This is a genomic window from Streptomyces sp. NBC_00388 (genome assembly GCF_036061255.1).
Classification (GTDB): domain Bacteria; phylum Actinomycetota; class Actinomycetes; order Streptomycetales; family Streptomycetaceae; genus Streptomyces.
Genome location: NZ_CP107948.1, coordinates 113918 through 139768 on the forward strand (window position 1 = coordinate 113918; position 25851 = coordinate 139768).

A 25851-nucleotide genomic window follows, 5' to 3' on the forward strand; every position below is an offset into this window, starting at 1 on the left:
GGTCCGGCGACATACCGCGCCGGACAGGGACACACGCGGCCACTCCGGCCGCGGGCTGGCGATCCCCGGTCTCGCGCGCGCGATACGTGTGCGATACGTGTGCGCCGCGTCGCACGGGTGCGTGAAGTGCGACAGCCGTCGCGACGTGGTGAGCAGCAGAATGAACAGGGCGGAGGTTAGCGGCGCAAGCCCCGGCCCATGGCCTCACTGTTGTCACACGGGAAGTGCTCATTCAAGAGTTGGCCCGCGGACTTCGGCGTTCGAGGTTGCGCGCCTTGTCCATACGCATGCCGGGCGGCTCATTCGACAGCCCCTACGCGGGACTTCCAGCCAGGCGGAGGCCGTTGTTCGGATCAGGTGAGGCTCGGTGCCTGGCGCCGCGCCTCACCGCTTTCCGCAGGACCCCTCCAGGTGTGCGGGCCACGCCACGAGCGCCCTCATACCCCGTCCTGTTACTTTCTCACCTATATCCCTATTGAAGGCTTTCACCCCTCCAGTGATCGAGGCGAAATAGGCGTAGTCCGGGACCACCCCGAACTCGCGCTCTTCCTCTGCCTCGCCGCCGGTTACCTGGTGGGGAAGCTCCGCGTAGGCCCCGTCACTCCCGGAGGCATCTGCGGGACACTGATCGTCTCGCTGCTCATCGGCACCCGGCACGTCAGCGTGAACGACAACGTCAAGACCATCTTCTTCGCGTTGTTCATCTTCTCGCTGGGCTACATGGCGGGCCCCCGGATCTTCGCCAACCTCAACCGCAACAGCCTGCGCTTCTTCGCGCTGTGTCCGATCGAACTGGTCTGCGTCCTCGGCATCGCGTAAGGGATCGCCCAGACGTTCGACCTCGATGTGGGTACGGCCTCCGGCATCCTGGCCGGGGCGGCGACCGAGTCCGCCATCGTCGGTACGGCCACCGAGGCCATCGGCAAGCTCGACGGACTGACCTCCGCCCAGATCGCCGAGTACCAGGGCCACATCGCCACCGCGTACACCGTCTGCTACCTCTTCGGTCTGATCACCATCGTGCTGTTCACCAGCCAGATCATGCCGATGCTGCTGCGGATCAACCTCGCGGACGCCTCCCGCGAGCCGTGGCAGAAGATGCGCGGCGGCGTCCACGGCCTGGAGTCCGACGAACGCGAGGCGCTGCCGGGCACGGTCGGGCGGACGTACCTGGTGACGCTGGCGGACGGGCGGACCGTCGGCGACCTGGAGTCGTCACTCGGCGGCCTGGTGACAGTGGAGGGCATCAAGCGGGGCAGCAAGCTCCTCGCTCCCCTCCCCCGGTGTCCAACTCACCCTGAGCGACCTCGTCCAGCTCGTCGGCAGGCGCTCCGCGATCATCGAAGCGGGCCGGGAGATCGGCCCGGAGACCCCGGCGGTCCCCGGTCTCGACGCCCCGCTGGCCACCCGCCAGGTCGCGGTGACCGAGAAGACCACCGCCGGCTCGTCGATCGACCAGATGGAGCGGCCCCATCCGGAGTTCCGCAAGGACGGGGTGTACATCACCGACGTCCTGCGCAACGACCAGCAGCTCCCGGCCTCCGGGGAGACGATCCTCCAGCGCGGGGGCGTGCTCACCCTGGTGGGTGCCCGCGCCGGACTGAACAAGCTCGTCGCCAAGATCGGCGCCGTGGTCAAGAACGACGCGACGGATTTGCCGCGCCTTCTCCTGTGCGTCCTGCCCGGCCAGCGTCGCGTCGATGACGTTGTCGTCATGGAGCCCGATGACACCGAGCCGCCAGCCGGTCGCACCTTAGTGCTTGGAGTACGAGAGTGCTTGGAGTACGAGTACACCAGAAGTGTGTTGCGCGGCAGATCGGCGGCGAGCGAGCGGAACCCTAGGTGTGCCCCAAGGCCGCACAGATGGCCTCGGGGAGGATCGAACCCCGGAGGACGGCATCTGGCGGCCGGTACAACCGCCGGAGTCATCCGGTCGAGTGGTGCACGGAGTGGCGGGCCGGGCCCGACCTGCTTCCCGGGAAGAGTCAGTGTCATGGCGTGCGCACCGGCGCACGCCCGGGGAGCGGCGTACGTGCCGCTCCGGGCAGAAGGAGATCTTCCATGCACACCTCCCCGCTCAAGGCCGTGGCCCTGGCCGCTGCCGCGTTTGCCCTGGCGATCGGCGGCGTTGGCGCCGCACACGCGGCACAGCCCCGCACCCCCCACCTGGCAACGGCAACATCGTCTGCCGCGACTGACCACAACTATGGCGACGGCAGGCCCGGCCACGGACACGGACACGGCGGCGGTCACGGCAACGGTCACGGTGGCGGACACGGACACGGCAACGGGCACGGTCACGGCGGCCACGGGCACGGTCACGGGCACGGACACGGGCACGGACACGGCGGCGGGCACGGGCACGGTGGCGGGCACGGACACGGCGGCGGCCACGGCAACGGCCACGGTGGCGGGCACGGACACGGCAGCCACGGCCACGCCGGCGGCCAGGGCTTCTGAGGTCCGGGGCGTGCGGCCAGGGGGCCGCAGATGCTGTGCGAGGCTGCGGCTTCCCGTGGTCTCAGGTGCCGACTCGCTCTCCGCGTGGAGAGGTTATCCCTCACGCCAACCGGAAGAGCGAACGTTCCGAGCTGTGAGCCTCACGATGGCTGCACAAATGCCATCCGTACGCAGCTGGCGCCGAGATTATGAAGCAGGTTTTGAGCCCCTACACGGCTGTAGGATCTCGCGATTCGTGTCGTAGGGCATCGCTCCTGACCTGCGGCTCTTGAAGCCGTCTCACGTCGTGTCATGGCGAGTTCGTCTCAGGAAACGTGTCACTTCCTCGGGTGCAGGCCGGGGTCTCTGGCCTGCACCCAGGTCGACTCCTTGGAGTTCGGGGCCGCTGTGAGGTCTCCGGTCAGCCGGGTTCCCTGGGTCCGTAGTGGGCGACTGCCCCTCCTGTACGCAGGGCCCAGTAGCGGTCACCGTAGGACCAGTGCCACCACTCCGTGAGGTAGTTGACCAGGCCGGCTGGGCTGCGGTCAGCGCAGTACTCAGGATGTCCGGATGGGAGCGAGTCTCGTCGCTGATGTTGTCGGCCCTGCGTATGACAAGCGCCCGCGCTCTCCTCAGAAGACGCGTTCATACGAGTACCCAAGTCGATTTCGCGCCCGCCGTCGTCAGCAAGGTCAGGTCAACAGCCGCCCCAGCGCTGTGCGGTGCGATCTCGGGCGGAGACACGTAGCGGCTGGCTGCCGAGCGAAACCTGCTCAGCGCCCCACTCCGGGTGTTCGGAACGCAGTTGGGCTGCGTATGCGGACTGCGTCGGTGGCGCCGAGCTCACACAGCAGCCGGGGGTGGTCACCTCCACTCACGCAGCGCCTCATCCCACCCGAGCTGGGTTCGGACGTATCGTCTCCCAGCATGACCGAAACCAATGCCCCCAAGGCCAACCGTGAGCTCATCGTCGGGGCCTGGATCCTCGCGATACCGGCGACCGTCGGTTTCCTCCTCGCGATCGGACTGATGTTGATCCCGCCCTCCTTCGACAACGAAGGAAACTTTTCGGAGCCGATGTCCTGCGGCGTGCCCGCCCTGTTCGACCGACACGCCTTCACAAAACAGGAGTACGGCCCTGAAGGCCGGCTCGACGAGCTCGGCACGTCCGGATGCTCCGAGGCAGTCGCCACCCGCGAACACAACGCCGTCGGCACACTTGCCATAGCTGCCCCGCTCGGGCTGCTCGCCTTGCTCCTCCACCTGCACCGCCGCACGGCCCCGACGGCATAGCGGACAGGCACGCCCATCTCAAAGAAGTGAGTTAAGAGTTGCAGTGGGTGTTGATGCGGTCAGTGCCTCGGTACGCACTGCGTGAAGGCGTTCAGCGCCCCGTCAGCCGTTTACAGCTCTGCTCCTGGATGAAACGGCAGCGCCCACTCCACGGCGTCACGTCAACCGGCCCCGTCCGCGGATTCGGCACCCTCATCCTCTGCCCTGATCATGGAACAAGGGCTTCAAGGTCCTCCTCCGGGACGCGCCAACGCGCGCGCAGGGCATGCTCATGCGCGTTGTCCCGCAGGGAGTAACTCTGCTTCACCGTTCTTCCTCTGCCCCGCGCCCAGCCCGGCCGCGAGGTGCCGCGTCAACTCGACGCATCCTTTGGTCCGCCGTCACCGCCGCTCATCGCCGGCTGTGGCGGGGATGGCGCTGTCGATGAGGACGGCGGCGATGGCGGCGGCGGTGGGGAAGGCATCGGCGTTGAGGACCCTGGTGCGGGCCGCGGCGCCGTCGATGAGCAGCGCGAGCTGCTCGCCGAGCTGTTCGGGGTCGGCGGCGCCGGCTTCGCGGGCGGTGTCGGCGAGCCGCGCGGCGACGGCCTTCTTGTACTCGCGCGCGTACTGGGACGCGGGGTGCTGGGGGTCGTGGAGCTCCACGGCGGCAGCGATATACGGGCACAGGGGTGTGTCTGGGGAGATGTCGAAGGCGGCGAGGAGCCGTTCGCGGGGGGTGAGGTCGGTGCGGTCGAACACGCCGGACAGCACGGAGGGGTCGAACCGGCGCAGGTACTCGGCGACGAGTTCGTCCTTGCCGGCGAAGTGCTGGTAGGCCGTGCGCTTGGACACCTCGGCCGCCGTACAGAGCTCGTTCATGCCGGTGCGGTTGATGCCCTGCTCGCGGAACAGCTGCTGGGACGCGCTGATGATGCGCTCGCGGGCGCCCCGGCCGCGGCGGCGGCCTGTGGGGCCCTTCTCCAACTCCGTCATGAGGCCATCGTACCGCAGTTAGGTAACGACCGGTGTACATAGTTTGCGCCCCCGCCGCCCACCCAGTACCGTAAGCACACAGGGCGGTGTACTTAACGTCATCGCCGCAGGTAAATAGGGCACTACGAACTCAAGGGAATGACTATGGGAAAGCTTGACGGCAAGGTTGCGGTCATCACCGGCGGCACCACCGGCATGGCACTGGCCGGCGCGAAGCTGTTCGTCGACGAGGGAGCGCACGTCTTCATCACCGGCCGCCGCCAGGACGCCCTGGACGAGGCCGTCAGGCAGATCGGCCGCAACGTCACCGGCGTCCAGGGCGACGCCGCCGACCTGGACGACCTGGACCGCCTCTACGACACGGTCAAGCGGGAGAAGGGCAGCCTCGACGTGCTGTGGGCCAGCGCCGGTGGCGGCGAACCCGCCCCGCTCGGCGAGATCACCGAGGCCCAGTTCGACACCTGGTTCGGGCTCAACGCCCGCGGCACTCTGTTCACCGTGCAGAAGGCCCTCCCGCTCTTCAACGACGGCGGCTCCATCCTCATGACCGGCTCCAACGCCTCCCTCGGTGCCTTCCCCGGCTGGAGCGTCTACGCCGGCAGCAAGGCCGTCCAGCAGGCATGGGCTCGAATCTGGCTCAACGAGCTCAAGGACCGCCACATCCGCGTCAACGTCCTGACCCCCGGCCAGGTCGCCACTGCCAAGCAGGAAGAACTCTTCGACGAGGCCACCAAGCGCCAGTTCGAGTCCCTCATCCCCCGCGGCCAGATGGGCCGCCCCGACGAAATCGCCACCGCCGCCCTCTTCCTCGCATCCGACGACTCCAGCTACGTCAACGGCATGGAACTCGTCGCCGATGGCGGCACCACCGCCATCTGAACCCGACAACACGCAACCAGGGCAGGACACCTCATGAGCAACATCAGCATCATCGGCACCGGGAACATGGCCCGCACCATCGGCGCGCGAGCGGTAGCGGGCGGCAACACCGTCGAGATCATGGGTCGCGATCAGTCCAAGGCCGCTGACCTGGCCCAGGCTCTCGGCGGCGGCACCACGGCGGGAGAATGGGGCACCGCCCCGGCCGGGGACCTCGTCATCGTGGCCCTGCTGTACGACGGCGTCGTTCCGGCCGTCGCCCAGTACGGTGACGCTCTCGCGGGCAAGATCATCGTCGACATCAGCAACCCCTTCAACTCCACGTTCGACGGGCTGGCCCACCGCGAGGAGACCTCCATCGCGCAGGAAATCGCCAAGACTGCCCCAGCCAGCGCCAGCGTGGTGAAGGCGTTCAACACCATCTTCCGACACGTCCTGGAGAAGGGCCGGCCCGACGTCTTCATCGCCGGCGACGATGCACAGGCCAAGGAACGTGTGGAGGCGTTCATCGAAAGTCTCGGGCTGCGCCCCCTGGACGTCGGCGGCCTGCCAATGGCGCACTGGCTGGAAGGAGCAGGCGTGGTCACGGTCGGCCTCGCCAACCACGGCGTGGGGAACTTGGACTTCGCCCTCAGCATCACCGAACTTCCCGCCTGAACGAAGCGCTCAAAACCTGCCCCGGAGACGTGTCCATCCCCATGGGTCTCACCTCCGACCCGGGCGACTTCGACAGGCTCGGTGTTCTGCCGTTGCTCCTGCTGACGATCTGCCCTTACGCGGCCGGACCTCCGGGGCAACCGCTGCCGTCACCTCCCTCTCCCCGCCCTTTCACCGACGCCGGACCGGTTTACCGTGTCGTTCGTGCTGGTCAAATGAGCCTCGCCCGGGGAAGGCCCAGCGCAGCTTTCCCCGGCCGGCACCGGTCATTCATCGTCGGTGGCGTGCTGGTCGTGCAGGGGCCGCAGCCCGCCGGGCAGATCGGGAAGGTGGAAGGAGTGCCGCCCCAACACGTTGATGTGGTGACGGCCGAAGGGCGAGAATTGGGCGACGTCCTGGGCTCGGACTTCGAATCCGTCGGCGCGGTGGTAGGTGAGGGCAGCGTCCGTATAGCGGGTGTTGACAGCACGAGGGGGCTGAGGACGAGTCCGAGGGCACCGATCTGGTCCGCCATGCCCCCCTGGTAGCGCTGGTATAGCTGCCCGGTCGTGGGAGACGAAGGTGGCCGTGGCCAAGGCGATCACCCACGGCGCCGACCCGCTCCACCTCGCGCTCGTATTCGGAATCGACGAGAAGACCGCCACCCGCTACGCAGACTCGGCCCGGCAGCTTCTCCAGGCCGGCCTCGAACCCGGTTCCGCGTGTCCTGATGGCGATTCCTGAAAACGACCCGGGACATTCCTCGCCCCTCTCGGTCCGATTCTCAACGGACTGGGGAAGTTCACCGAGCATCGCGAGCAGAGTCTCAGACGGCGCCCTCGTCCGGTTTGTTGAGGAGAGTCAATTCCTCTTCGGTCAGGCACAGGCTTCCGGCGGCGATGTTCTCCGCGAGGTGTGCCGGGTTCGTGGTACCTGGAATAGCCAGCACGTGCGGACCTCGGTGGAGGGTCCAGGCGAGCCGTACCTGGGCCGGCGTGGCGTTGTGGGCGCGAGCGACGGAGTGGACCCGCGAGTCGTGCTCCTGACCTGCGGCTGCCTCGCGCCTCAGACCGGAGACTGCGAAGATCGGTACGAAGGCGATGCCTTGCTCCTCGCACAGGTCCACCAGCCCGCTTTCGTCGGCGCGGCGCCAGTCCAGGCTGTAGGAGTTCTGCACGCAGACAACGGGCGCGATGTTCTGGGCCTCGGCCACCTGCTCAGGCCGCACACCGGAGAGTCCGAGGTGCCGGACCAGGCCGGCCTCGCGCAGCTCAGCGAGGGCGCCGAACTGCTCGGCGATCCAGGCCGTGCAGGGGCCGCCGGCGCGCAGGTTCACCACGTCCAGGCAGTCCCGGCCGAGCTGGCGCAGGTTCTCCTCGACCTGGCCACGCAACTGGTCGGGGCGGACCGTATCGAGCCACTCGCCGGAGGGATCACGCCCCGGCCCGACCTTGGTCACCACGACCACATCGCCGGACCAGGACGAGAGGGCGCGGTTGATGAGCTCGTTCGCGGACCGCACTGGTGAGAAGTAGAAGGCGGCCGTGTCGATGTGATGGACCCCCTGCTCGAACGCACTGTGCAGCAGGCCGACGGCGATATCGCGGTCGATCGGGGCGCCGTCGGAGTTGCCCATCATGTCGTTGCCCGTCAGCCGCATCACGCCGTAGCCAATGCGATTCACCTCCAGGCCCCCGAGCTTCCAAGTCCCAGCTGCCGCCGCTGCGCTCACCGTGCTCCCTCACCCGTCGATCCGTCAGGTCCCGGAGTATGGGGCCGTCCAGGTGCCCTGCGACAGGTCATCGGGCTGGGCGAAACGTCACACTATTACCGGGAACTAACCACCATGACAACGCCGTTGGACCTGACAAGAGAGCGTCGGCCGGGGCGAGCTTTCAGACCTTGTGGTGCTGTCCTGCCGATGCGGCAGACGATGATGGCTGCATCCAGCACCGCCAGGCAAGGCGATCCCCCCGGTCGGTCGGTCGGATGGGGCTCGGACCTGGGAGGCCGAACGCGACCTGCCCGCGAGCAGCGAGTGGGGACACGAGGCGAGCAGGTCCGTTCCGTGCCTGAGTCAAAGGTCTCGGGGGTTGCCCCCGTGGGTTCGTGGCGAACTGATGGGGCTGTCAGCGCTTTTGATCTTCTGGGCTTACCGGGGGCGGGGCGGACGAGAGTTGAGTACGAGACCGCTCCCTAGGCGGCTTCTTTCGGACCTTCTGATCGTTGGTTGTTGTCTCCTCGTGGACAACAACGGCACCCATAAGACCCCGGCCATCAAGGCGTGGCTGGCGAAACACCCCGGTTCCACCTGCACTTCACGCCCACCGCTCCTCTTGGATCAACCAGGTGGAGCGGTGGTCCGGCTTCCTCGCCGACACTAGAGCTGCGACGCCCCTCCGTCGACAGCGAACTCCGCTCCCGTCGAGAAGGTCGCACCGAACGCCAAGTACGCCACCGCCGCGGCCACTTCCTCGGGAGTCCCCAGCCGCTGCATCGGGATGGTGCTCCGGTAGGTGTCCTTCAGCGTCTCGGCGACGTCGGCGGGGACGGTGCGGTCCAGGACGCCTGTGTCGGTCGGGCCGGGGCTCACAGCGTTGACACGCACCTTGCGCGGCAGCAGCTCGCGGGCCAGGGTGCGCGTCATCGACCGCAGGGCTGCCTTGCTCGCCGAGTAGACACTGAGCGCGTCGAGGCCCAGGACGTTCACCACCGACGTGGTGAGGACCACGCCGCTTCCCTCGCGCAACAGCGGCGCCATCGCCTGCACCGTGAAGTATGGGCCCTTGGTGTTGATGTCGAACAGCGCGTCGTACATCTCCTCCGTCGTCGATTCGAACGGCGCGGACGCGGTAACCCCGGCGTTGACGAACAGCGCGTCCACCGCGCCGAACCGCTCCTGAACCGTGCCGGCCAGCGCCTTGATGTCCTTCAGGGACGCCGCATCGCTGAGGACGCCGACCGCCTTGTCCCCCAGCTGCTCCAGCGCGGCATCCAGGGTGGATCGGGTGCGGCCGGTGATCAGTACCTGCGCCCCACCGTCCGCGAACAACCGGGCGGTAGCCATGCCGATACCGCTGCTTCCGCCAGTGATCACGATCTTCTTGCCGTCATAAGTGGTCATGCCCTCAAGCCAAGTAGCCATCAGCCCCCCTTGTCCAAGACCTGTTCCGTATGCCGTCATGCGCCTGGCGCATGACAGCGCGCCACGTACGCTGGGCGGATGGACGTCGATCTGCGGCTCGTGCGCTATTTCACCGTCGTGGCGGAGTACGGCAACTTCGGCCGGGCCGCCACCAGGCTGCACCTGGCGCAGCCGTCCCTGAGCCGCCAGATCCAGCGGTTGGAGGCTCAGCTCGGTGTGCGGCTTTTCGACCGCTCGCCGCAGGGCACCAGCCTCACCGACGCCGGTCGGGCATTCCTTCCCCGGGCCCGGATGCTGCTCCAGGAGGCCGAGCAAGCCGCTCGAATGGTCAGGGCCGCCGTGCGGCCTCCTACTGTCACCGTCGGCTGCGCCGAGGGACTGGTCATCACCGCCTGTATGCAGGAACTGCGCCGCCGGCACCCTGAAGGGCAGGTCCGCACCCGACACCTCGACTGGCGGGACACGCGCGCACTCGCCGAGGGGCGGGTCGACGCCCTCGTCGCATACAAACCCCTCCCCTTCTCCACGGACGGCCTCCGGGTGACCAAGCTCCATGAGGAACCGCGGGTGCTCGTCACTTCGGTGAGTCATCCTCTGGCGAACGAGGAAGCAGTCAGCCTGCGGGCGCTGTCGGACGAGGAACTGGTGGCCTGTGTCAGCACTCCGGTCGTCTGGAGCACGCCCAAGCCGGTCGGTGACCGCCCGGCACCACCTCCGCCCGCGATCGACGACAGCTACGAGGACAAACTGGAGCTCGTCGCCACCGGCCACTGTGTCGCGCTCTTCCCTGCCAGCGATCGACGCGCCGCTGTGCGCGAGGACATCGCCCTGGTACCCATCATCGACACCGACCCCTGCGAGGTCGTGCTCGTCACGCGCGCCGTCGATCCGAACCCGCTGCTCGGATCACTGGAAGACGTCGCACGTACACTGCTCGGCACAGCCTCCCGGCGAAGGAACAGCACGCTGCCGGTCAGCTGACCCCTCTCGGCGGTGTCTTCAAATGATCTTGCGTGGTCGATCATGGTCGGGTGATATGTCGCCATGAACTGTCCGTTACCGAGTGGCAGTTCGTCTGTCCTGTGTTGCCTCGGTCGGAGCGAGGGCGGAAGCAGTTGGACGACCGGACGGTCCGCAAGGGGATCGTCTGGAAGTTTCTGACGGGCACGGCCTGCGGGACGTCGCACAGGCCGAAGTCACTCAGATGCAGCGGAACGATGGCAGAGGCGAAGTATCACTCTCTCGACAGCGACTCCGCAGACTTCGACCTCCACTGACGCAGATCCTCATCCCGCCCGAGCTGGTTGGCGAAGTGCGTTGCTGGCAAGGGAGCGTGCGGTCCCGGGCTCACGGCTGACGTCGGCCCCGCCTTCCACGACGATCACAGCGGTGGGGTGAGCCCCCGCCGGTACGTCCTCCGCGCCGCTCTCGCCTGCCGGCTCGCTTCACGGCAGGGGCAACCGTCGGTCAAAAAGACCCGCCGACCCGCCGTGCTGACACTGCCTGCATACTTCTCTGACTGCTTCCTGACATCGCGTGCCTACTGTCCGGCGTATGCGCATACCGTCTCATTGCCCACGCGGTCAGCAGGGCACCCGCAAGACCCTCCGCCGCGCGATCGGGGCCACCGTCACAGTGTCGGCTGCCGTCGTCGCGCTGGTCACGCCGGCCGCGGCCGCCAACACCGCACCGCACAACCCGTCGTCCATCAGCGGCGACGCGGCGGGACCGGACACCATCACCACCCACGCCGGCGCCGGGACCGCGCAAGAACGCGACCGGGTCAACGCCTACTGGAGCCCCGAGCGGATGAAGCTTGCGGGCGCTGTGATCCCCGAGATCACCCCCATACCCGAGGACGACAACACGCCGGACGACCCGCGGCCGTTTCCCGCGAACACTCCGGAATCCGGGTCAGTGTGGACTCACGGCGGGGCGGTGGAGAAGAACGTCGGCCGCCTGTTCTTTACCTTCTCCGACGGCTACGACGGCAGTTGCACTGCGACGGTCGTCACGAGCGCCAACCGCAGTACCGTCATCACTGCAGCACACTGCCTGAGAGGCGTCGGTACGCCTTCGGACGACGACACCTGGAACCACAACATCTACTTCGTGCCCGGCTATCGCAACGGAACGAAACCGCTCGGTGGCTTCAGCATCAGGACCATGGCCACCTCTTCCCGCTGGAACGCCGATCCGAACACCACCGCATCGTCGGACATCGCTGCCGATGGCTACGACACGGGGCTCCTCGTGGCGAACCCCGCTGCCGGGGGGCACCCAATCGAGGAAGTCACCGGAAGCCAGCGAATCGGGTTCGACCAGCCCGTCGTGGACGAATTCGTCCACACCTTCGGGTACCCGAAGGACGGACTCAATGACCCCGGGGACAAGTACGTCGGATCCCGCATGATCCACTGCGCGGGCACGAGCCACCCCGGGCCCAAGGCCCCCCTCCTGTGGGGTGAGACCTGTGACATGTCAGGCGGCTCAAGCGGTGGACCTCACCTGGCCCACTTCGACACCCGCACCGGCACCGGCACCGTCGTGGGCGTCACCACCACTGATGAGGAACTCGCGGGCGGGCAGAACCCCACGCTCTACGCCACGCGCCTCGGCGACAGCGCCCACCGCCTCTACGACTGGGCGCAGTCGCGTTAGGACCATCCGCTGAAGCACGGTTCGGCTTCAGCCGCCGAGACCCGCACTAGCTTGACTCTGTCGGCGGCGGTGGTGGTCCACTGGGCGCGGGCCGGGCAGGGCCGCCGGCACTGGCTTTTGGTGAACCTGGCCACGATCAGCGGGGCCGCGGTGGGCGAGGACGTCGGGTAGGGGCCTTGCCAGCCCGGGCTTACCTGGCTCTGGGAGCAGGAAAGCCCGGGCTGGCGGTCGTAGTCGATGTAGAAGTGGTCCCGGGCGAAGCCCTCGGCCTGGCGGTGTTGGCGGGTGGGGTTGGCCCGGAGTGGCCCGGAGACGGTGACCTGGTGTTCACGGGTGGCTTGTTCCAGGTGGGGCAGGGAGGTGTAGCCGGCGTCGACCAAGTGCTCGGTGGGCAGCAGCCCGCGGTGGCCAGGCGCGTGTGGATGCCGGGCAGGACCTGGCTGTCATGGGTGGTGGCCGCGGTGGTGGCCACGTCCGTGATCACGGTGGGGCCGTCGGTGGGGTTCTTGCCCAGGCGGACCGGTCGGCCGTAACGGCGGCCCCAGTTCTCGACGACCAGTTCGGCCGGCAGATGAGGGGAGGTGCCAGCGACTTCTTCCAGTGCGGCGCGGACCGCCTCGGTGATCAGCTCCAGGCGGGTCAGGTCACGCACCGTGGCCAGGAGGTGGGTGGAGTCGGTGCACTGCGTGGTGCGCTCGCACACCAGGCCGGCCTCTTTGAGGCGGGCCGGCGCGAGGTTGAGGAGTCGGTCCGCACGGTCGTCTTCAGCCAAACGGTCGCGAATGTCGGCCAGCACGCTGTGATGGATACCGGAATCGTTCCGCTCCATGGCCATCGCGTACTTGCAGTCGATGCGGCAGCGGACCCTCGACGGCCTCCCGGTCCGAGAGGCCGAGCAGGAACTGGACGCAGACGGTGGCCAGTTGAGCAGGCGAGAGACCCGGACGTCCGTCACGCGGGTACCAGCCGGCGAAGCCCTCGTCGCACCACAGCCCGTCCAGCCGAGCAATGCTGGAGACCTGTGGATCAGTTCCGGCAGGAACGCGGAAGGCGTACCTTCCCGAATGATCCTTTGATGGTCTCCGAGTAGGCCCGCGTTGCAGCGCGGGTCGGGAAGGCACGCCCGTGCTCAGCGTAATCACTGACGACGGCTCGACCCAGTCCGGCTCCTTGATCGACGAGATCGTCCGCGAGGGCGCCCGTCGGATGCTGGCCGCCGCGCTGGAGGCGGAAGTCAACCAGTACATAGCCGAGTTGGCTGCCGAGACCGACGAGCGTGGGCACCGCCTGGTCGTCCGCAACGGCCACCACCGGCCCCGCACCGTGGTCACCGCGGCCGGCCCGGTCGAGGTCACCGCGCCGCGGGTGAACGACCGACGCGTCGACGACGCAACGGGCGAGCGCAAGCGGTTCTCCTCGAAGATCCTGGCTCCGTGGTGCCGCAAGTCGCCGAAGATCTCCGAGGTGCTGCCGCTGCTCTACCTGCACGGACTGTCGTCCGGGGACTTCGTCCCCGCGCTGGAGCAGTTCTTCGGCGGCGCCGCCGGCCTGTCCCCGGCCACTGTCACCCGGCTGACGAAGCAGTGGAGCGACGACCATGCGGCCTTCCAGACCCGGGACCTGTCCGACCGTGACTACGTCTACGTCTGGGCCGACGGCGTGCACCCGAAGGTCCGCCTCGGCCAGGCGCACTCGTGCGTGCTGGTCCTGCTCGGCGTGCGACTGGACGGCACGAAGGAGCTGATCGCGCTGGCTGAGGGCCTGCGGGAGTCCACCGAGTCGTGGGCCGACCTGCTGCGCGACTGCCGACGCCGCGGCATGCGCGACCCCGAGCTGGTCGTCGGCGACGGCGCTATGGGCCTGTGGCGGGCGCTCGCCGAGGTGTTCCCGGCCGCCCGGCCGCAGAGGTGCTGGGTTCACAAATCCCGCAACGTCACCAACTGCCTGCCCAAGTCCGCGCAGCCGGGGGCGACGAAGGCGATGCAGGAGATCTACAACGCCGAGGACCGCGGCCACGCTGAGAAGGCGATCGAGGCGTTCGCGAAGACCTACGGCGCCAAGTTCCCCAAGGCCGTCGCGAAGATCACCGACGACCGGGAGGAACTGTTCGCGTTCTACGACTTCCCGGCCGAGCACTGGATCCACCTGCGGACCACGAACCCCATCGAGTCCACGTTCTCCACGGTCAAGCTGCGAACCAAGGTCACCCGGGGAGCCGGCAGCCCGGCGGCCGCGCTCGCGATGGTGTTCAAGCTCGTCGAGTCCGCCCAGGCGCGATGGCGCGCGATCACCGGCGCCCACCTCGTGGCCCTGGTCCGTTCCGGTGCGCGCTTCGAGAACGGCGTCCTGGTCGAGCGGGTCGAGGTGGCGGCATGAACGACGTGTTTGCGGCACTTGAAGCGCTGACTGACCGTGATCCGAACCGTCGGGATGTCGCCGCCGCCGACCTCGGGGACCGCCTGCGCGGCACCGCACTCGACACCGACACCGCCCGCCTGGTCGTCGGTCGCCTGGTCAGCCTGGCCCTCAACGAATCAGTGACCAGGGTCCGCGAGTCCGCCCTGAACTCGATCAGCGAGGCGTTCAACCACCACCGCCTGCCACTGGACCTTGTCGAACCCCTGGCGTCCGCCATGCCGACGATGGAGCGCGAACTCCTCGAACACGCTCTCTACATCCTCGGCGCCACCCACGACCCGCGGGCCCGGCTGCTGATCGAGCCGTTCCTCCACCACTCCGACCCACAGGTGCGCGACGAAGCCGGGCTCGCAGCAGCCGAGATCCCCGCGTCGGAAGGCCCCACCCACAACTCTTGACTATTGCTCCGTCCAGCCGGGCGCGCACCCATATCGCCGTCGTGCCAGCCGGGTTGCTCGCCCGTGCGATCCGCGCAGTCAGCGACGGTACGTGCTCACCGGAATGCGGGCGCAGGGACAACGGGCACCTCGACAGCTGCATCGGTCATCGGAACCACCCGAGCATTCCTGCCGATCAGGCTGCCGCACCGGGAAACTCCAAGATCCCCGACAGAGTCAAGCTGAGGCGCGTTTTGAGAGCTGTCTCAGAGGTTCCGGTTCACGTTGTCTGGGCGGTAGAGCAGAACCCCGGGGTATAGTTTCGCGCCGGGTGTCTGGGAGACCGCCGCCTCATAATCGCGCCAGCCGGCCGGATCGGCATATCCAGGTCGGCGGTAGTCATAGGCTCCATCGACCCAACGGTTGTCGACGTAGACGACTGTGACCGAGCCGTCGGGAGACCGGTGCACGGCGGCGATCACCTGGGATTTGATGAGGCCGAGGGTCTCCTCCCGACTCATCACCTGCTCGCAGCCGCGCCGGCCCCGGCGTTGTCTCGCCGCATGCAACGCGGTGGCTAGGAGAGTGACTGCCAAGTATGCAGCCAACACCGACCCGACGGCACCGTAACCGAACCGGGTCGGCGCCGACCCGGCATCGGCGGCGAGATCGAAGGCAAGCCAGACACCACTCGGCCCGGCGACGAAGGACACCACGAGCGTGACCGGCATCGAGGCTGTCGCGATGAACTCGGTGCCGGACTTCCCCTGACGGGCCATCCGGACCAGGAGGATGTTGAGGGCAGCCTGGGCTGTCACCGCTGACAGACACAGGCTGAGCAGGATGATCCGTACGACGGTCATGAGCCGACCATACGCAGGAGACGGCGGCGGATTTATCCGCGGTCGTACTTAATTCCACAAGTGGATCAAGGCCCTGCAATACCCTCTTTTCGTGACTCGGGGAGATCTGACTGTCGCTCAGTGGCCTTTGCTGGATCCGCTACTGCCGAAGGGCGCCAAGCCTGGACGGCCGCCGATGCAGAGTAAACAGCAGCTGATCAACCACAAAGAGAACCTCGCCGTCGCAGGAGCCGGCCGGTACCTGATCCGTGTCCATTCCAATGACCGGTCGACGGACGGCAAGAAGCCCTGCTTCCTTATCCAGGTCGTCCCCGCGAGCGGGCGGGGCCCCGAGTCCGAGCCGCCCTCCTCCTCCACGATCGAAGAGTCCGCCTGCGGACGCCAGGGCAATGGACAGGCCTGCTCCAGGCCCTCGATGAGGGCTCGGAGCTTCAACGAGTCGATCGCCGTCATCGACCCCGCACCGACGCGGACTTCACGGCGGAGTGGAACCAGGCGCGGATCGGGCGTGATGGCGAGGACTGGCCGGACAGCCCTCTCCTCCTCATCGCCGACGTTCCGGCACTAACCTTCGCGCAGTTTCCGTTGCTGGCCGTGAACAACCTGCCCGCCGAGGACGACGCTCCGTTCAGGATTACCCTCGCAGCGGCCGGATCCTTCGTCGTCAACATTGAGCTGGTCAACACGGGGTTCGGTGACTGGGGGCCGTGGTGTCGACGCCGACGGCATCTACCGGGAAGAGCACTATGACAGATCCAAGGGTGCACACCACGGCACCCTCGACCTGGTGTCCCGTCAGGCCCCTGACACGGTGTACGTGCTTGTGTTCCCACGGGCACCCCCATCGGGCGGCTGTCATCAGTGACCCCGGCGGAACGTCGGTCTCACGGCACTCGCACCGCGGATCGGAGCACAGCTCCTCGTGCGCGGGCACGGCCAGCACCGTGACCTGAAGCCGCGTCTGCTGGTCCAGCATCTCAACGATCCGCGCGATGTGCGCCTTCACCGTGCGCTCCGCGATCCCCAACTCCCGCGCGAGAACCCGGCCCCCCATGGTCCTGGGCGCTGTGGCGAGCATTCACAGCTTACGAACCTTCGCTATGCCCTGTGGGCTGAGCCACGAGGACCAGCCGGACAAGACCTGCTACCGCGGCGGGAAAGACACTGGCGGACGGGCCACGGGCGTCACACAATGGCGCGATGGTTCTGATCAACCGTGGGTACCGACTGCTCTGGACAGGCCAACTGGTCTCCCAAATCGGAGACTTCGTCTTCAGCACGACGCTAGCCCTGTGGATCGGCACAGTCCTGCTGGGCGGCAAGTCGTACGCCCCTGCCGCCGTATCCGCCCTGGTGGTCGTCGTGGCGGCCGGGACACTGCTGGTCGGTCCGATCGCCGGGGTGTTCGTCGACCGCTGGGACCGCAGGCGGACGATGCTGGGCGCGGACCTCGTGCGGGCCGGGCTCATCGGCGCCCTGACCGTGGTGGCCTTCCTCCCCACCGGCACGCTGCCGGACACGGCCGAACTCGTAGTCGTGTACGTCACCGTCCTGCTGGCCACCGGCGCCGCCCAGTTCTTCAACCCGGCCCGGTTCGCGCTCGTCGGCGAACTGGTGGAGCCGGCGCAGCGGGCCAAAGCGGCGGGAATAGGCCAGGCTACCCAGGCGATCGCGACCATCGCCGGACCGCCGCTTGCGGCCCCGCTGCTGTTCTCGGTGGGCGTGCGCTGGGCGCTTCTACTCAACGCCGTTTCCTTCCTGCTGTCGTTCGCCGCGGTCCGGGCGGTCCGTATACCGGAAGGACGGGCGGCCCCGTCCCCAGTGGACGCCCCGCACCGCGCGACCGGAGCTGCCGGGGTACGGAAGGAACTGGCCGCCGGTCTGCGCCTCGTGGCCCGCAGCGGGCCCGTGACCGCGCTGATCGTCACCATTGCCCTGGTCACCGTCGGCGCAGATGCGTTGAACTCACTCAACGTGTTCTTCGTGACCGACAATCTCGGAGCGGCTTCGCGCTGGTATGGAACCCTCGAAATGGCACTCGGCTTCGGCCTTGTCGCCGGTGCGCTGGGTGCGACCGTCCTCGCAGGGCGTTTCGGCGGTGCCCGACTGTTCTCGGCCGGCCTCGTAGTCACCGGGATCGGTCTGATGGTCTACTCGAGGCTGACCAGTCTGGGGGCGGCTCTCGTCGTGCTGTCTCTGGTCGGTATTCCGCTTGCCGCGGTCAACACGGCTCTGACCCCTGTGCTTCTTGCCCACGTCCCGCAGTCGCACCTTGGCCGGGTCATCTCGGTGATCAACCCGGTGCAGCAGTTGGCCGCTCTCGTTGGTGTTTCGGTGTCCGGCTGGCTCGCCAGCACCGTCCTCAGCAATTTCCACGCCGAGATAGCCGGCGTACGGTTCGGACGGATCGACACGATCTTTACCGTCGCGGGCTTTCTCGTGGTCGCGGGCGGCCTCTACGCGGCAGTGGCGCTGCGCTCCGCCGACGAGCCGGTCCCAGGACCCGCGCCCTCACAGTGACCGGGCCCGGCCCCGAGACGTCCCGCCCCGGAGAACATAAAAGCACCCTGCCGACCCTCAATACCGCCGCCTGTGAGGAGCACGACCAATGGGGCTGCCTAGTGCAGCACCACGGTAATCTTTCGGGGATCTGAGTAGGTCATCTCGGTCATCGGGGGTTCGTGAAGTCTGCGCTGCCTTCTCGGTAGATTTTGCCGAGGTGATGAGTCCGTCCTTGATGACGTAGAACCCCGCGATGTTGTCGGTGTGCTCGACTTCGTCGCGCGTGAATACCTCGATCATCTGCGCGGCGGCCCGGTCACTGCCGACGATCAGGTGCTGGAGCGTGAGGGTCGGCAGGAGGCCGCCCATCGCTCCGGCGAACATTTCGGCGAGTTTCTTGCCATCAGGGCGTCGAGGTCGCGGCTGTTGAAAGCTTCCAGATGGGCTTTGACAAGGTTTTCGATCACTGACCAGATCATAGCTCCGCGATCCCTCCCTGGCGGAGTCGTCACCCCTACTCCCGGCCTACAACAGCACCGACCCGATCGGCTCCGGGATGGACGGCGCGGCGGAGAACATCCGGCCCTGCAGGCAGTCCAGGGCCTGTTCCGGTCTTGGAAAGGGCCATCAGCTCCGGTCCGTAGCCAGCCTGACCGACCGTCTACACGTTCCGCTGAAGCTCCTGTAGATCGTCAAACCGGTCGGCTACTGAGTCCTAAGATGCGGTCGTGGCACGGTTCGATGAGGTCAAGGCGAAGTTCCCGGGCGAGGGCCTGCATGGGGTTCAGCCACCATTGACGGACGCGGTCGTTCAGGACGCCGGGCGCCGGCTTGGTGTCCGCCTGCCGACTTCGTTGCTGGAGATCCTGCACGTTCAGAACGGTGGCTCGGTAGCGGATCCGTGGAACGCGTTCCAGACCGACGTACCAACGTCGTGGAGTGAGAACCATGTTCCGTTCGACGACATGATGGGCATCGGCTGCCACGACGGTCAGTTGTCCTTGCTGGACTCGCCCTACTTGGTTGCGGAGTGGTGTCTTCCGTCTCCCTTGGTTTTGCTATCCGGTGATGGTCACTGCTGGATAGCTCTCGACTACCGGGAATGCGGGGAGCAAGGGGAGCCGTCCGTGACGTGGTTCGACGTGGAAGCCAACACGGAGCTCCCGCTCGCCGCCGACTCTCAGAAGTTCGTCGAGCGACTGGCTGTGGCCACGTCACTCGACTCCGATAACGGCAGCCGGTCGGCGTCACGATCTGGCTCCTGCCGAGCCAGCCGCGTTCAGGACGCCTGTCCTCCTGAGTAGACCTCGCGGGCCGACGAACCTCTTGAGGCACCGCATGATGTCCTTGGTGGACATGCCATCGGCCGTCCGTCTGGCGACGTAGTCCCGGGTCCGATGGTCGTTCCGCACGCGGACCAAGACGATGGTCCAGAGGGCACTGTTGGTGTTCCGGTCCTCGCCACAGTCAACGCGGTGACGGTTGGTCCCGCAGGACGAGTGTCCAGGGCGTGACCGGGCTCGATGGCCCAGACCGCTAGCGAGCCCATTCCTGCTACTCAAGGCCCGCAGATAGCGAGGACTGCGGGCGGGCCGCGATCCCAGGCGAGGAGAACCGCAAGGCGTTCGCCGGGTCCCCGGCTTCGTCGTGGCGCATGCTGGACGGCGACGCTTCTTCGTGGACCTGCCCGCATACAACCGCTGCGTCGGATCACCCCAAGAGATCCCTGTTTACCTACTACTGGGACTGGGAGTGATAGCCCCACCGTAGGCATGAAACAACGCGTAGCCCCTCCGAGCGCGCCCTTCGGGGAGGGGCCAGCCCTACTCACGTGGTGACGTCGGGTTAGCCGACCAGAGGCTGCGATGCCTCCTCATCCATCGGCCGAGACCAGGCGGCTGCGTCACATCAGCGTCTCACCCACCAGGCCCGGCTCGTCCGTCCCGCACCGCCAGGGGAGGGGCCTGGAGCGTGTAGGCCATCTCCTGAGACACAAACCGACTCCGCCCAACACGGCGCACCTCGCGCCGGCACCCGGTCGGCGCACGCCGAGGGAGAACGAGGCCTCGGGACCGACGGGACTCAGGCGGGCGGGGTGTGGCAGGTCAACCGCACCATGGCTGTCCTGAGTAACACCGTCACTGACCCGGATGGCGACAGGCCGACTTGACCTTCGCGACCTACACGACAGATGCCTTCGGTAATCCGACAAGCAAATCGTGATCAAGGACAAGCCGTACGGTGTTCTCGTCTCGGACTATGTCAATTCCGGCGGCACGGCCAAGGTCACCGTCCCGGACGGGAACCTGAAGTTGGGTACCACCTATGCCTTCCGCACCTCGGCCTACGACGGCAGTCTGTACGATACGGAGTGGTCTCCCTGGGCGAAGTTCAAGACCCGTGGCCGCGCAGTGGAGATCAAGTTGCCCGAGCCTGGCACGAACGCCCCGGTGCTGAACGAGGACGATTTCCAGAAGCCGCAGAAGGTCGCCCAGCCGAGCATGGTTGAAGTACCCCGGCTGTGCCGCCCACTGGTCTGCGCGCTGCGTCCGGCTGGCGTCGCCCAGGACGTGAGACTTCCGGGACGTCCGGAACATTCACGCAACAGCTCATCCTCATACCGGTGGAAGTCGACCCGAAGTCGTCTCCGTGACGTTGGACGTCAGGTTCGACTGCCTCCTGGGCGACGCCTGCTCCAACGGCTCACAGTTCTGGGATGGTGCCCTGGAATGGACCGGCGCAGACCCGTTATCCCATGACGCGATCGGGAAGGTCGACCACACCTCGACGGTGAGCGAGCCTGTGCATGGATCCGGCACACTCGTGTCATGCCGATACCACCCGACACCGAGTTCGCGCGTCAGACGGAAAGCGAGTGGCAGCACCTGCGTATACAGGCGAGCGAACTGCTCTACCCCTGGGCGCCTGCCTACCGGAGCATGATCGAGGCGGCCTATGCCGAGCCGGCGCTGCGCAGCCTGTACCCATTCACCAGCCACTGGGCGCTGCGCTTCTCGACCACCACGCGCCCGGCCCTGCTGAAACCGACGGGCCCCTGTCTGACGGCAGACAGCGACGGCACGTACGGGGTGGGCACAGGCTTCCTGACCCCGGACCTCGGCCTGTTCGCCACACCACACGAGGCCGTGGCACAGGCCGTACGCCACCTGTCGCCTGCGCCCCGGTGACCGACTGATCACCGGCACCGCTGCAACCTTGCTCTGGCGGAACGCCGCGACCGCATTCGAGCACCCACCCCCTGGGAAAAACCGGTCGTCCCTACGACCTGTTCTCTGACGTCCCCGACCCCTGACCAAAGACGGCATACACGCCGCCTCGGCATGAGTGCGTGTTTCCAAGCCCGAACCGGAAGCTCAATGGCTTGATGGCCGAACAGGACGGCAGCGGGGCCGTTCAGCGAGGTGTCATGCGCCCGCCCGGGAATCAGCGCGCGACGCTGCGCATCAGTCCCTCAAGGTCGCGTTCCCCAGCCGGTGTTTGTGCCCCGCCCTGCAGGCCCCCGCTGATCAGGTGCTGAGCGGTCGGCAGACTGAACGTAGAAGCCCAAGCATCGTTCTCACGGAGGAGTCCTTCGCTGAAGTCAGCGGCGGGCAGCGAGTGCTTGGCTGCTTCGATGACACCATCGGGCAGCGCGGCGATGTTACGAGCGACACGGTCGACGTGCTCGTCGAGCTCGTCGGCCGGCAGGGCCCGGTTGATCCAGCCGTAGGACGCTGCGGTCTCGGCATCGAACAAGTCGGCGGTGAGGATCACCTCCAGTGCGCGGTTGCGACCCACGCGGTCCCGGAGGTACTGCGTTCCGCCTCCGCCGGGGATGATGCCCATCAGCGCTTCGATCTGACCGAGTCCAGCGGTCTCAACAGCGGCGAACGTCATATCCGCTGCGGCCACGAATTCCGCCCCGCCTCCGCGGGCCTTTCCAGCGAGCTTCACGATGGTCACCTGGGGCTGGTGGCGGAGCAGCTCACCGATCGCCTGGAACACGTTGACGTCTGCCGGCGCGGATGCGGCGAGTTCCTGGAGGATGTCCAGCTCTTCCCCGACGTGCATGTCCACGTGAGCAATGAAGAATTCCGGGTCGGCGCTCGAGAAGACGATCACACGGACGGAAGAATCGTCCTTGAGGCCCGTCAGCACCGTCCGCAGCTCACGCATCATCGTCGTTCCGAGCACGTTCACCGGGGGATTGTCGAGGACGATCCGGGCAACTCCGTGTTCGCTGCTCACGCGCAGGGTCGAGTAGGCATCGTTCGTCATGAGGTTCTCCATTGGTTACCGCTGGGCATGTAGGTTTGCAATGCATACCTACCGTCGGCGACGGCGCCCAGATGGTCAAGAACGCACTTTGGGAGCACCTAGGATCATGAAGGACACCGGTCTGCACGGCGTTGACGCCGAAACACGGACGGTTTTCCGGGCGGACTGCCCGAGCCGACCGATCCTGGATCAGATAGCGGACAAGTGGTCGATGATGGTGATGACGCTGCTGGAGCGGCCCACCCGGTTCAATGAACTGAAGCGGGGCCTGGAGGGCATCACGCAACGTGTCCTCACCCAGACACTGCGCCGTCTCGAGCGCAACGGCATGATCCAGCGCACGGTACTGCCGACCTCACCGGTCGGTGTCGAGTACTCGCTCACACCCCTGGGCGAGTCCCTGCGGGAGCCGTTCGGCCTGCTCTACGACTGGACCGTCGATCACAGCGGAGAGATCCAGGACTGCCAGCGGGTGTACGACACCAGGGCTGACGCTCAACCGCCTGCTCAATGACGTCGATGTGCGAGTGGATCGCAGTGGCATCCCCAGGTCACGCGCTTTCCGGCATAGGCGGAATCGGCCCAGACGATGGTGATCTCGGGGTCCATCAGGCGGAGTCGGAAGAGGACTTCCTAGGCCGTGTCGCGGTCGGTCATGTCGGCTGGGGTGACCATGACCAGCAGCGGCAGTCCGCGCGGGCGGGCATGTACGAATCCCCTCCTGCCGGTGAACGGCAGGAGGACGCGGCCGAAACCGGACTGCGGTCAGAGGGTGGCGCAGCGGAAGCCCTGCTGGCCGTCGTGATCGACGACTACCACGATCGTCAACTTGACGGGATCAACCCCGACAAGGTTGGTCCCGTCGGCATGATGACCGCTATGAGCGCAGAGGTGAAGGCCGCCATCATCGGTCTCGTGGGTGTCGTGGTCGGTGCAGGACTGACGATCTTCGGGGCATGGCTCCAGCAGCGAGGCCAGGAGAAGGCCGCTAAGCGGGAGCGCCACGAAATACGAGGAGCCAGTCTCGCAGAGACCGCACTCAACGAGCTGATCGTCGTGCGTCAGGCCCTCACAGATGGTCTTGAGGGAGACGGGTCGTCGTACGCAGCGCTGAGTGTCGCACGGGAGTCCCTGAGCAGAGCCGAGATGGCTGCACTGACCATTCCCAATTCTGAAGCGTTGCGAACTCGCTTGGAAGATGTGTTCAGGCTCTATGGAGCGAAGGGGTGGACTGGCGCCGTGCGCGCCACGTACAGGATTTCCTGGAACCTCGCGGCGACGGACGAAGGCGTAGAGATCCTGGCCGCCTTTCTGCGGGGAGAGCGACTCCCCGAGCCCTCGGCGTCGTTCGTCGAACGACAACGGAAGGTCGAAGAAGCCACCGCCGCCAGAGAGGCCCGCGACCGGGAGAGGGAGATAAACCGAACAGGACCACGCCCGTCATGATAGGTCCTTTACGTACCAATGGTCCTGACCGCACGATGTGCATCAGTGTGCGGGCCCCGACTCCACTGGAGATGCGGGGCCTTTCGCGTGTGGGGAGGGCTTCAATGGAGGACGAACTCTGGCTGACAGCCCGGGAAGCCGCCGATCACTGTGGCATCAGCCTCGTGACGGTGCACTCCTGGGCACGCAGACGCCATCTGAAAGTCGAGGGCCTCGATTACCGCACGTCGGTGACCGTGATCCGCCGCGACGGCCAAGCCCTGCTGCGCCACGAGGCCGACGGGCCCGGCCGCGCCACGTAGGCCCTGGCCGCCGAGCGGCTGCGCCCATACGCCGAGCAGGAGGCCAGAGCGTTCCTCACCTTCACCAGGTGCTGCGCCGCACGCTCCCGCGCCACCGGGCCGAGCTGGAGGAAATGCTCTCGCTGGCCCGGCCCCTGATGCCCCCGCAGGTCCAGCCGGTCCTGATCTGCCGGCCGGACCCGACGGTGCGCCCCTGGCGTTGCGGCGGTAGGACTTCGCCTACGACGCGTTGAGCTCCTTCAGCCGGGCTGCGTAGAACTCCGCGAGCCGAGCCGCATCCTCAGGGTCGGCGGTCGCCAACTGGGCCTGGTCGGCGAGCGCGCCCGCCCGGGCACTCTTCAGCTCATCGACCCGCTCCTCGTCGGGCACCGGCGTGCGGTGCTCCGCGACGATCTGGGTGCTGTACCAGTGCACCACTGCCTGGACGGCGTCCTCAGCTGCCTGCTCCTCTCCGCCCTGCAGGCCGGAGAAGTCGGGGATGTCGGGGTCGGTCATAGCGCCCAGCTCCTTGTTGATCTTACGCGGATTCGTTATTCTCCTCGGCTCTCCTCCCCCATCGCGGCGCTCCCCAACAGGCGACCGGGAACGAAGGCCGTGAAGACGCGCTGCGGCGATGCGCCCGGTCAGGAGATGCTGTGCCTCAAGGCCCCGTACGGGGCTTAGGTTGGGGCCGGTTGATCACTGCCGGAGGGTGGCGTAGCAGAACGGGATTTGCGGGCGCTGTTCACCACGAACGACCGGAGCCTGACCGCCGAGGAAGCGTTCACGAACCAGCACAGGAAGCTGAGTGGTGGAGGGCGCAGCGCGCCTGCCTTTCAGGTCCTGGGCCGAAACGGCGACAGCAGCAAAAACGGGGCCCTGGGCCGACGCTGGCACCCAGGCCCCTACCTGCTGTTCGCCCAGAACAACGACCTGGCCCGACCGACGACACGACCGTCGGCTCTCCAGGACGCGGGTCACACGGCGAGCAGTGCCCGACAACGGCGGCCGCCGTGCTCCTGGTCGGTATCCACCCCGCACGACACCACACCGAGCCCCGCGAGCTGATGCAGCAGTGAATGGTCGGTCGGATCCTGTTCGTGCTGGTGGGAGAGGACCAGGATCAGGGCGTGCTCGTCCTGGTCGGCGAGGTGAACGCTGAGCCTGGCCCCCTCGCCCGCCGCGTTGTCATTGGGGTGGACATACGGGTCTGAAAGACCGCTGGCAGTCTGGCCATTCGAAGTTGAGTAGCTGTGCTCAAGCTCGGCCGAGCACTCCGCAGGACGATGTGCCCCATGCTCCGTTGGGTCATAGACATCTTCGTGGCGGCCTGGATCACCATGCCTCAGAGCGACGCACCCTTGCGTCAACGGCCCGCCTCTGGCTGGTCCTGACTATCGCGCCTGCCAGTTTTGCCGCAGCCGGCTTCGGGTTTTACCGGGCAGGTCTACTGGTGACCGCTACTTCTCAGATCGTGATGGCTGCAGCGGTCCTGCTCGTTCTGCTGCTGGGGCTCGGCACCGAATCTGCGCGGTGGGTTGCCCGACGGGCCGAGCGGTACCGCCTTCGACGTGAACGCCGCCGGCTGCGAAGTTCGTAGGACACGGGCGGCACCAGACCCCGCCCACCCCACTTTCAACGCCCCCGATCAGCCCACCC

Annotated in this window: 24 protein-coding genes and 5 pseudogenes; 17 read left to right on the plus strand and 12 right to left on the minus strand. The window is 67.0% G+C overall.

Features of this window, described 5'->3' with window-relative positions; all coding sequences use genetic code 11:
* Window positions 1-510: 510 nt before the first annotated feature.
* A pseudogene (locus OG917_RS00575) lies at window positions 511-1654 on the plus strand (aspartate-alanine antiporter); the annotation flags it as partial.
* On the opposite strand, the pseudogene OG917_RS00580 reads toward OG917_RS00575, so the two are convergent.
* Window positions 1646-1839, minus strand: a pseudogene (locus tag OG917_RS00580) (aspartate 4-decarboxylase); the annotation flags it as partial. The pseudogenes OG917_RS00575 and OG917_RS00580 sit on opposite strands and share 9 nt — an antisense overlap.
* Window positions 1840-2061: 222 nt before the next feature.
* Between OG917_RS00580 and OG917_RS00585 the strand changes: the two are divergent.
* The gene (locus tag OG917_RS00585; protein WP_328315481.1) at window positions 2062-2460 is read left to right on the plus strand and encodes a hypothetical protein; all 399 of its coding nucleotides are present in this window, start codon (window positions 2062-2064) and stop codon (window positions 2458-2460) included.
* A gap of 400 nt (window positions 2461-2860) precedes the next feature.
* Here OG917_RS00585 and OG917_RS00590 read toward each other — a convergent pair.
* A pseudogene (locus tag OG917_RS00590) lies at window positions 2861-3256 on the minus strand (M15 family metallopeptidase); the annotation flags it as partial.
* A gap of 110 nt (window positions 3257-3366) precedes the next feature.
* Between OG917_RS00590 and OG917_RS00595 the strand changes: the two are divergent.
* Window positions 3367-3732: a hypothetical protein gene (locus OG917_RS00595; RefSeq protein WP_328315482.1), complete on the plus strand. Its 366-nt coding sequence runs from the start codon at window positions 3367-3369 to the stop codon at window positions 3730-3732.
* A 380-nt stretch (window positions 3733-4112) separates the two neighbouring features.
* On the opposite strand, the gene OG917_RS00600 is transcribed toward OG917_RS00595, so the two are convergent.
* Window positions 4113-4706, minus strand: a complete 594-nt coding sequence (locus OG917_RS00600) for a TetR/AcrR family transcriptional regulator (RefSeq protein WP_328315483.1) — start codon at window positions 4704-4706, stop codon at window positions 4113-4115.
* A 144-nt stretch (window positions 4707-4850) separates the two neighbouring features.
* Here OG917_RS00600 and OG917_RS00605 point away from each other — a divergent pair, with 144 nt between their 5' ends.
* Both OG917_RS00605 and OG917_RS00610 read left to right on the plus strand, forming a co-directional pair.
* On the plus strand, window positions 4851-5585 hold the full coding sequence (locus OG917_RS00605; protein WP_328315484.1) for an SDR family NAD(P)-dependent oxidoreductase: 735 nt from the start codon (window positions 4851-4853) through the stop codon (window positions 5583-5585).
* Between the two features lie 33 nt (window positions 5586-5618).
* Entirely contained in the window at window positions 5619-6242 is a 624-nt protein-coding gene (locus tag OG917_RS00610) for an NADPH-dependent F420 reductase (protein WP_328315485.1), read from the plus strand.
* A 266-nt stretch (window positions 6243-6508) separates the two neighbouring features.
* Here OG917_RS00610 and OG917_RS30595 read toward each other — a convergent pair.
* A pseudogene (locus OG917_RS30595) lies at window positions 6509-6786 on the minus strand (Tn3 family transposase); the annotation flags it as partial.
* Between the two features lie 23 nt (window positions 6787-6809).
* Between OG917_RS30595 and OG917_RS00615 the strand changes: the two are divergent.
* Window positions 6810-6965: a hypothetical protein gene (locus tag OG917_RS00615; RefSeq protein ID WP_328315486.1), complete on the plus strand. Its 156-nt coding sequence runs from the start codon at window positions 6810-6812 to the stop codon at window positions 6963-6965.
* A gap of 82 nt (window positions 6966-7047) precedes the next feature.
* Here the strand turns inward: OG917_RS00615 and OG917_RS00620 are convergent, their stop codons facing one another.
* Complete coding sequence (locus tag OG917_RS00620; RefSeq protein WP_328315487.1) at window positions 7048-7953, minus strand: aldo/keto reductase; 906 nt, start codon at window positions 7951-7953, stop codon at window positions 7048-7050.
* A 648-nt stretch (window positions 7954-8601) separates the two neighbouring features.
* A complete protein-coding gene (locus OG917_RS00625) occupies window positions 8602-9345 on the minus strand; it encodes an SDR family oxidoreductase (protein WP_328315488.1) in 744 nt (247 codons plus the stop codon).
* Between the two features lie 99 nt (window positions 9346-9444).
* On the opposite strand from OG917_RS00625, the gene OG917_RS00630 reads away from it, so the two are divergent.
* Both OG917_RS00630 and OG917_RS00635 read left to right on the plus strand, forming a co-directional pair.
* Complete coding sequence (locus tag OG917_RS00630; RefSeq protein WP_328315489.1) at window positions 9445-10347, plus strand: LysR family transcriptional regulator; 903 nt, start codon at window positions 9445-9447, stop codon at window positions 10345-10347.
* 573 nt (window positions 10348-10920) lie between these two features.
* Window positions 10921-12027, plus strand: coding sequence for a trypsin-like serine peptidase (locus OG917_RS00635; RefSeq protein ID WP_328315490.1), 1107 nt, complete (start codon window positions 10921-10923; stop codon window positions 12025-12027).
* 190 nt (window positions 12028-12217) lie between these two features.
* On the opposite strand, the gene OG917_RS00640 is transcribed toward OG917_RS00635, so the two are convergent.
* On the minus strand, window positions 12218-12856 hold the full coding sequence (locus OG917_RS00640) for a hypothetical protein (RefSeq protein ID WP_328315491.1): 639 nt from the start codon (window positions 12854-12856) through the stop codon (window positions 12218-12220).
* A gap of 296 nt (window positions 12857-13152) precedes the next feature.
* Here OG917_RS00640 and OG917_RS00645 point away from each other — a divergent pair, with 296 nt between their 5' ends.
* Together OG917_RS00645 and OG917_RS00650 are read left to right on the plus strand one after the other, a co-directional pair.
* Window positions 13153-14403 (plus strand): IS256 family transposase, encoded by a 1251-nt coding sequence (locus tag OG917_RS00645; protein ID WP_328315492.1) that lies wholly within the window; start codon window positions 13153-13155, stop codon window positions 14401-14403.
* Complete coding sequence (locus OG917_RS00650) at window positions 14400-14843, plus strand: hypothetical protein (protein ID WP_328315493.1); 444 nt, start codon at window positions 14400-14402, stop codon at window positions 14841-14843. The genes OG917_RS00645 and OG917_RS00650 overlap by 4 nt, the downstream gene beginning before the upstream one ends.
* Window positions 14844-15088: 245 nt before the next feature.
* Here OG917_RS00650 and OG917_RS00655 read toward each other — a convergent pair whose 3' ends face one another.
* A complete protein-coding gene (locus OG917_RS00655) occupies window positions 15089-15685 on the minus strand; it encodes a hypothetical protein (protein WP_328315494.1) in 597 nt (198 codons plus the stop codon).
* Window positions 15686-16057: 372 nt separating this feature from the next.
* On the opposite strand from OG917_RS00655, the gene OG917_RS30600 reads away from it, so the two are divergent.
* Together OG917_RS30600 and OG917_RS00660 are read left to right on the plus strand one after the other, a co-directional pair.
* Window positions 16058-16435, plus strand: coding sequence for a DUF6924 domain-containing protein (locus OG917_RS30600; RefSeq protein ID WP_443059047.1), 378 nt, complete (start codon window positions 16058-16060; stop codon window positions 16433-16435).
* Window positions 16436-16885: 450 nt separating this feature from the next.
* Entirely contained in the window at window positions 16886-18205 is a 1320-nt protein-coding gene (locus OG917_RS00660; protein ID WP_328315495.1) for an MFS transporter, read from the plus strand.
* Between the two features lie 57 nt (window positions 18206-18262).
* Here OG917_RS00660 and OG917_RS00665 read toward each other — a convergent pair whose 3' ends face one another.
* Window positions 18263-18571, minus strand: a complete 309-nt coding sequence (locus OG917_RS00665; RefSeq protein WP_328315496.1) for a hypothetical protein — start codon at window positions 18569-18571, stop codon at window positions 18263-18265.
* A gap of 344 nt (window positions 18572-18915) precedes the next feature.
* On the opposite strand from OG917_RS00665, the gene OG917_RS00670 reads away from it, so the two are divergent.
* The 3 genes from OG917_RS00670 (at window position 18916) to OG917_RS00680 (ending at window position 21375) form a co-directional block, all read left to right on the plus strand.
* Window positions 18916-19491, plus strand: coding sequence for an SMI1/KNR4 family protein (locus tag OG917_RS00670; RefSeq protein WP_328315497.1), 576 nt, complete (start codon window positions 18916-18918; stop codon window positions 19489-19491).
* Window positions 19492-20406: 915 nt separating this feature from the next.
* A complete protein-coding gene (locus tag OG917_RS00675; protein WP_328315498.1) occupies window positions 20407-20946 on the plus strand; it encodes a hypothetical protein in 540 nt (179 codons plus the stop codon).
* Window positions 20947-21015: 69 nt separating this feature from the next.
* Window positions 21016-21375, plus strand: coding sequence for a DUF6193 family natural product biosynthesis protein (locus tag OG917_RS00680; protein WP_328315499.1), 360 nt, complete (start codon window positions 21016-21018; stop codon window positions 21373-21375).
* A gap of 256 nt (window positions 21376-21631) precedes the next feature.
* On the opposite strand, the gene OG917_RS00685 is transcribed toward OG917_RS00680, so the two are convergent.
* Window positions 21632-22465, minus strand: a complete 834-nt coding sequence (locus OG917_RS00685; RefSeq protein ID WP_328315500.1) for an enoyl-CoA hydratase/isomerase family protein — start codon at window positions 22463-22465, stop codon at window positions 21632-21634.
* 106 nt (window positions 22466-22571) lie between these two features.
* Here OG917_RS00685 and OG917_RS00690 point away from each other — a divergent pair, with 106 nt between their 5' ends.
* The gene (locus OG917_RS00690; protein ID WP_328315501.1) at window positions 22572-22979 is read left to right on the plus strand and encodes a winged helix-turn-helix transcriptional regulator; all 408 of its coding nucleotides are present in this window, start codon (window positions 22572-22574) and stop codon (window positions 22977-22979) included.
* 32 nt (window positions 22980-23011) lie between these two features.
* Here OG917_RS00690 and OG917_RS00695 read toward each other — a convergent pair.
* Window positions 23012-23161 (minus strand): annotated as a pseudogene (locus tag OG917_RS00695) (transposase); the annotation flags it as partial.
* A gap of 854 nt (window positions 23162-24015) precedes the next feature.
* Here OG917_RS00695 and OG917_RS00700 point away from each other — a divergent pair.
* On the plus strand, window positions 24016-24213 hold the full coding sequence (locus OG917_RS00700; RefSeq protein WP_328315502.1) for a hypothetical protein: 198 nt from the start codon (window positions 24016-24018) through the stop codon (window positions 24211-24213).
* Window positions 24214-24432: 219 nt separating this feature from the next.
* On the opposite strand, the gene OG917_RS00705 is transcribed toward OG917_RS00700, so the two are convergent.
* The gene (locus OG917_RS00705) at window positions 24433-24708 is read right to left on the minus strand and encodes a hypothetical protein (RefSeq protein ID WP_328315503.1); all 276 of its coding nucleotides are present in this window, start codon (window positions 24706-24708) and stop codon (window positions 24433-24435) included.
* Window positions 24709-25851: the final 1143 nt, after the last annotated feature.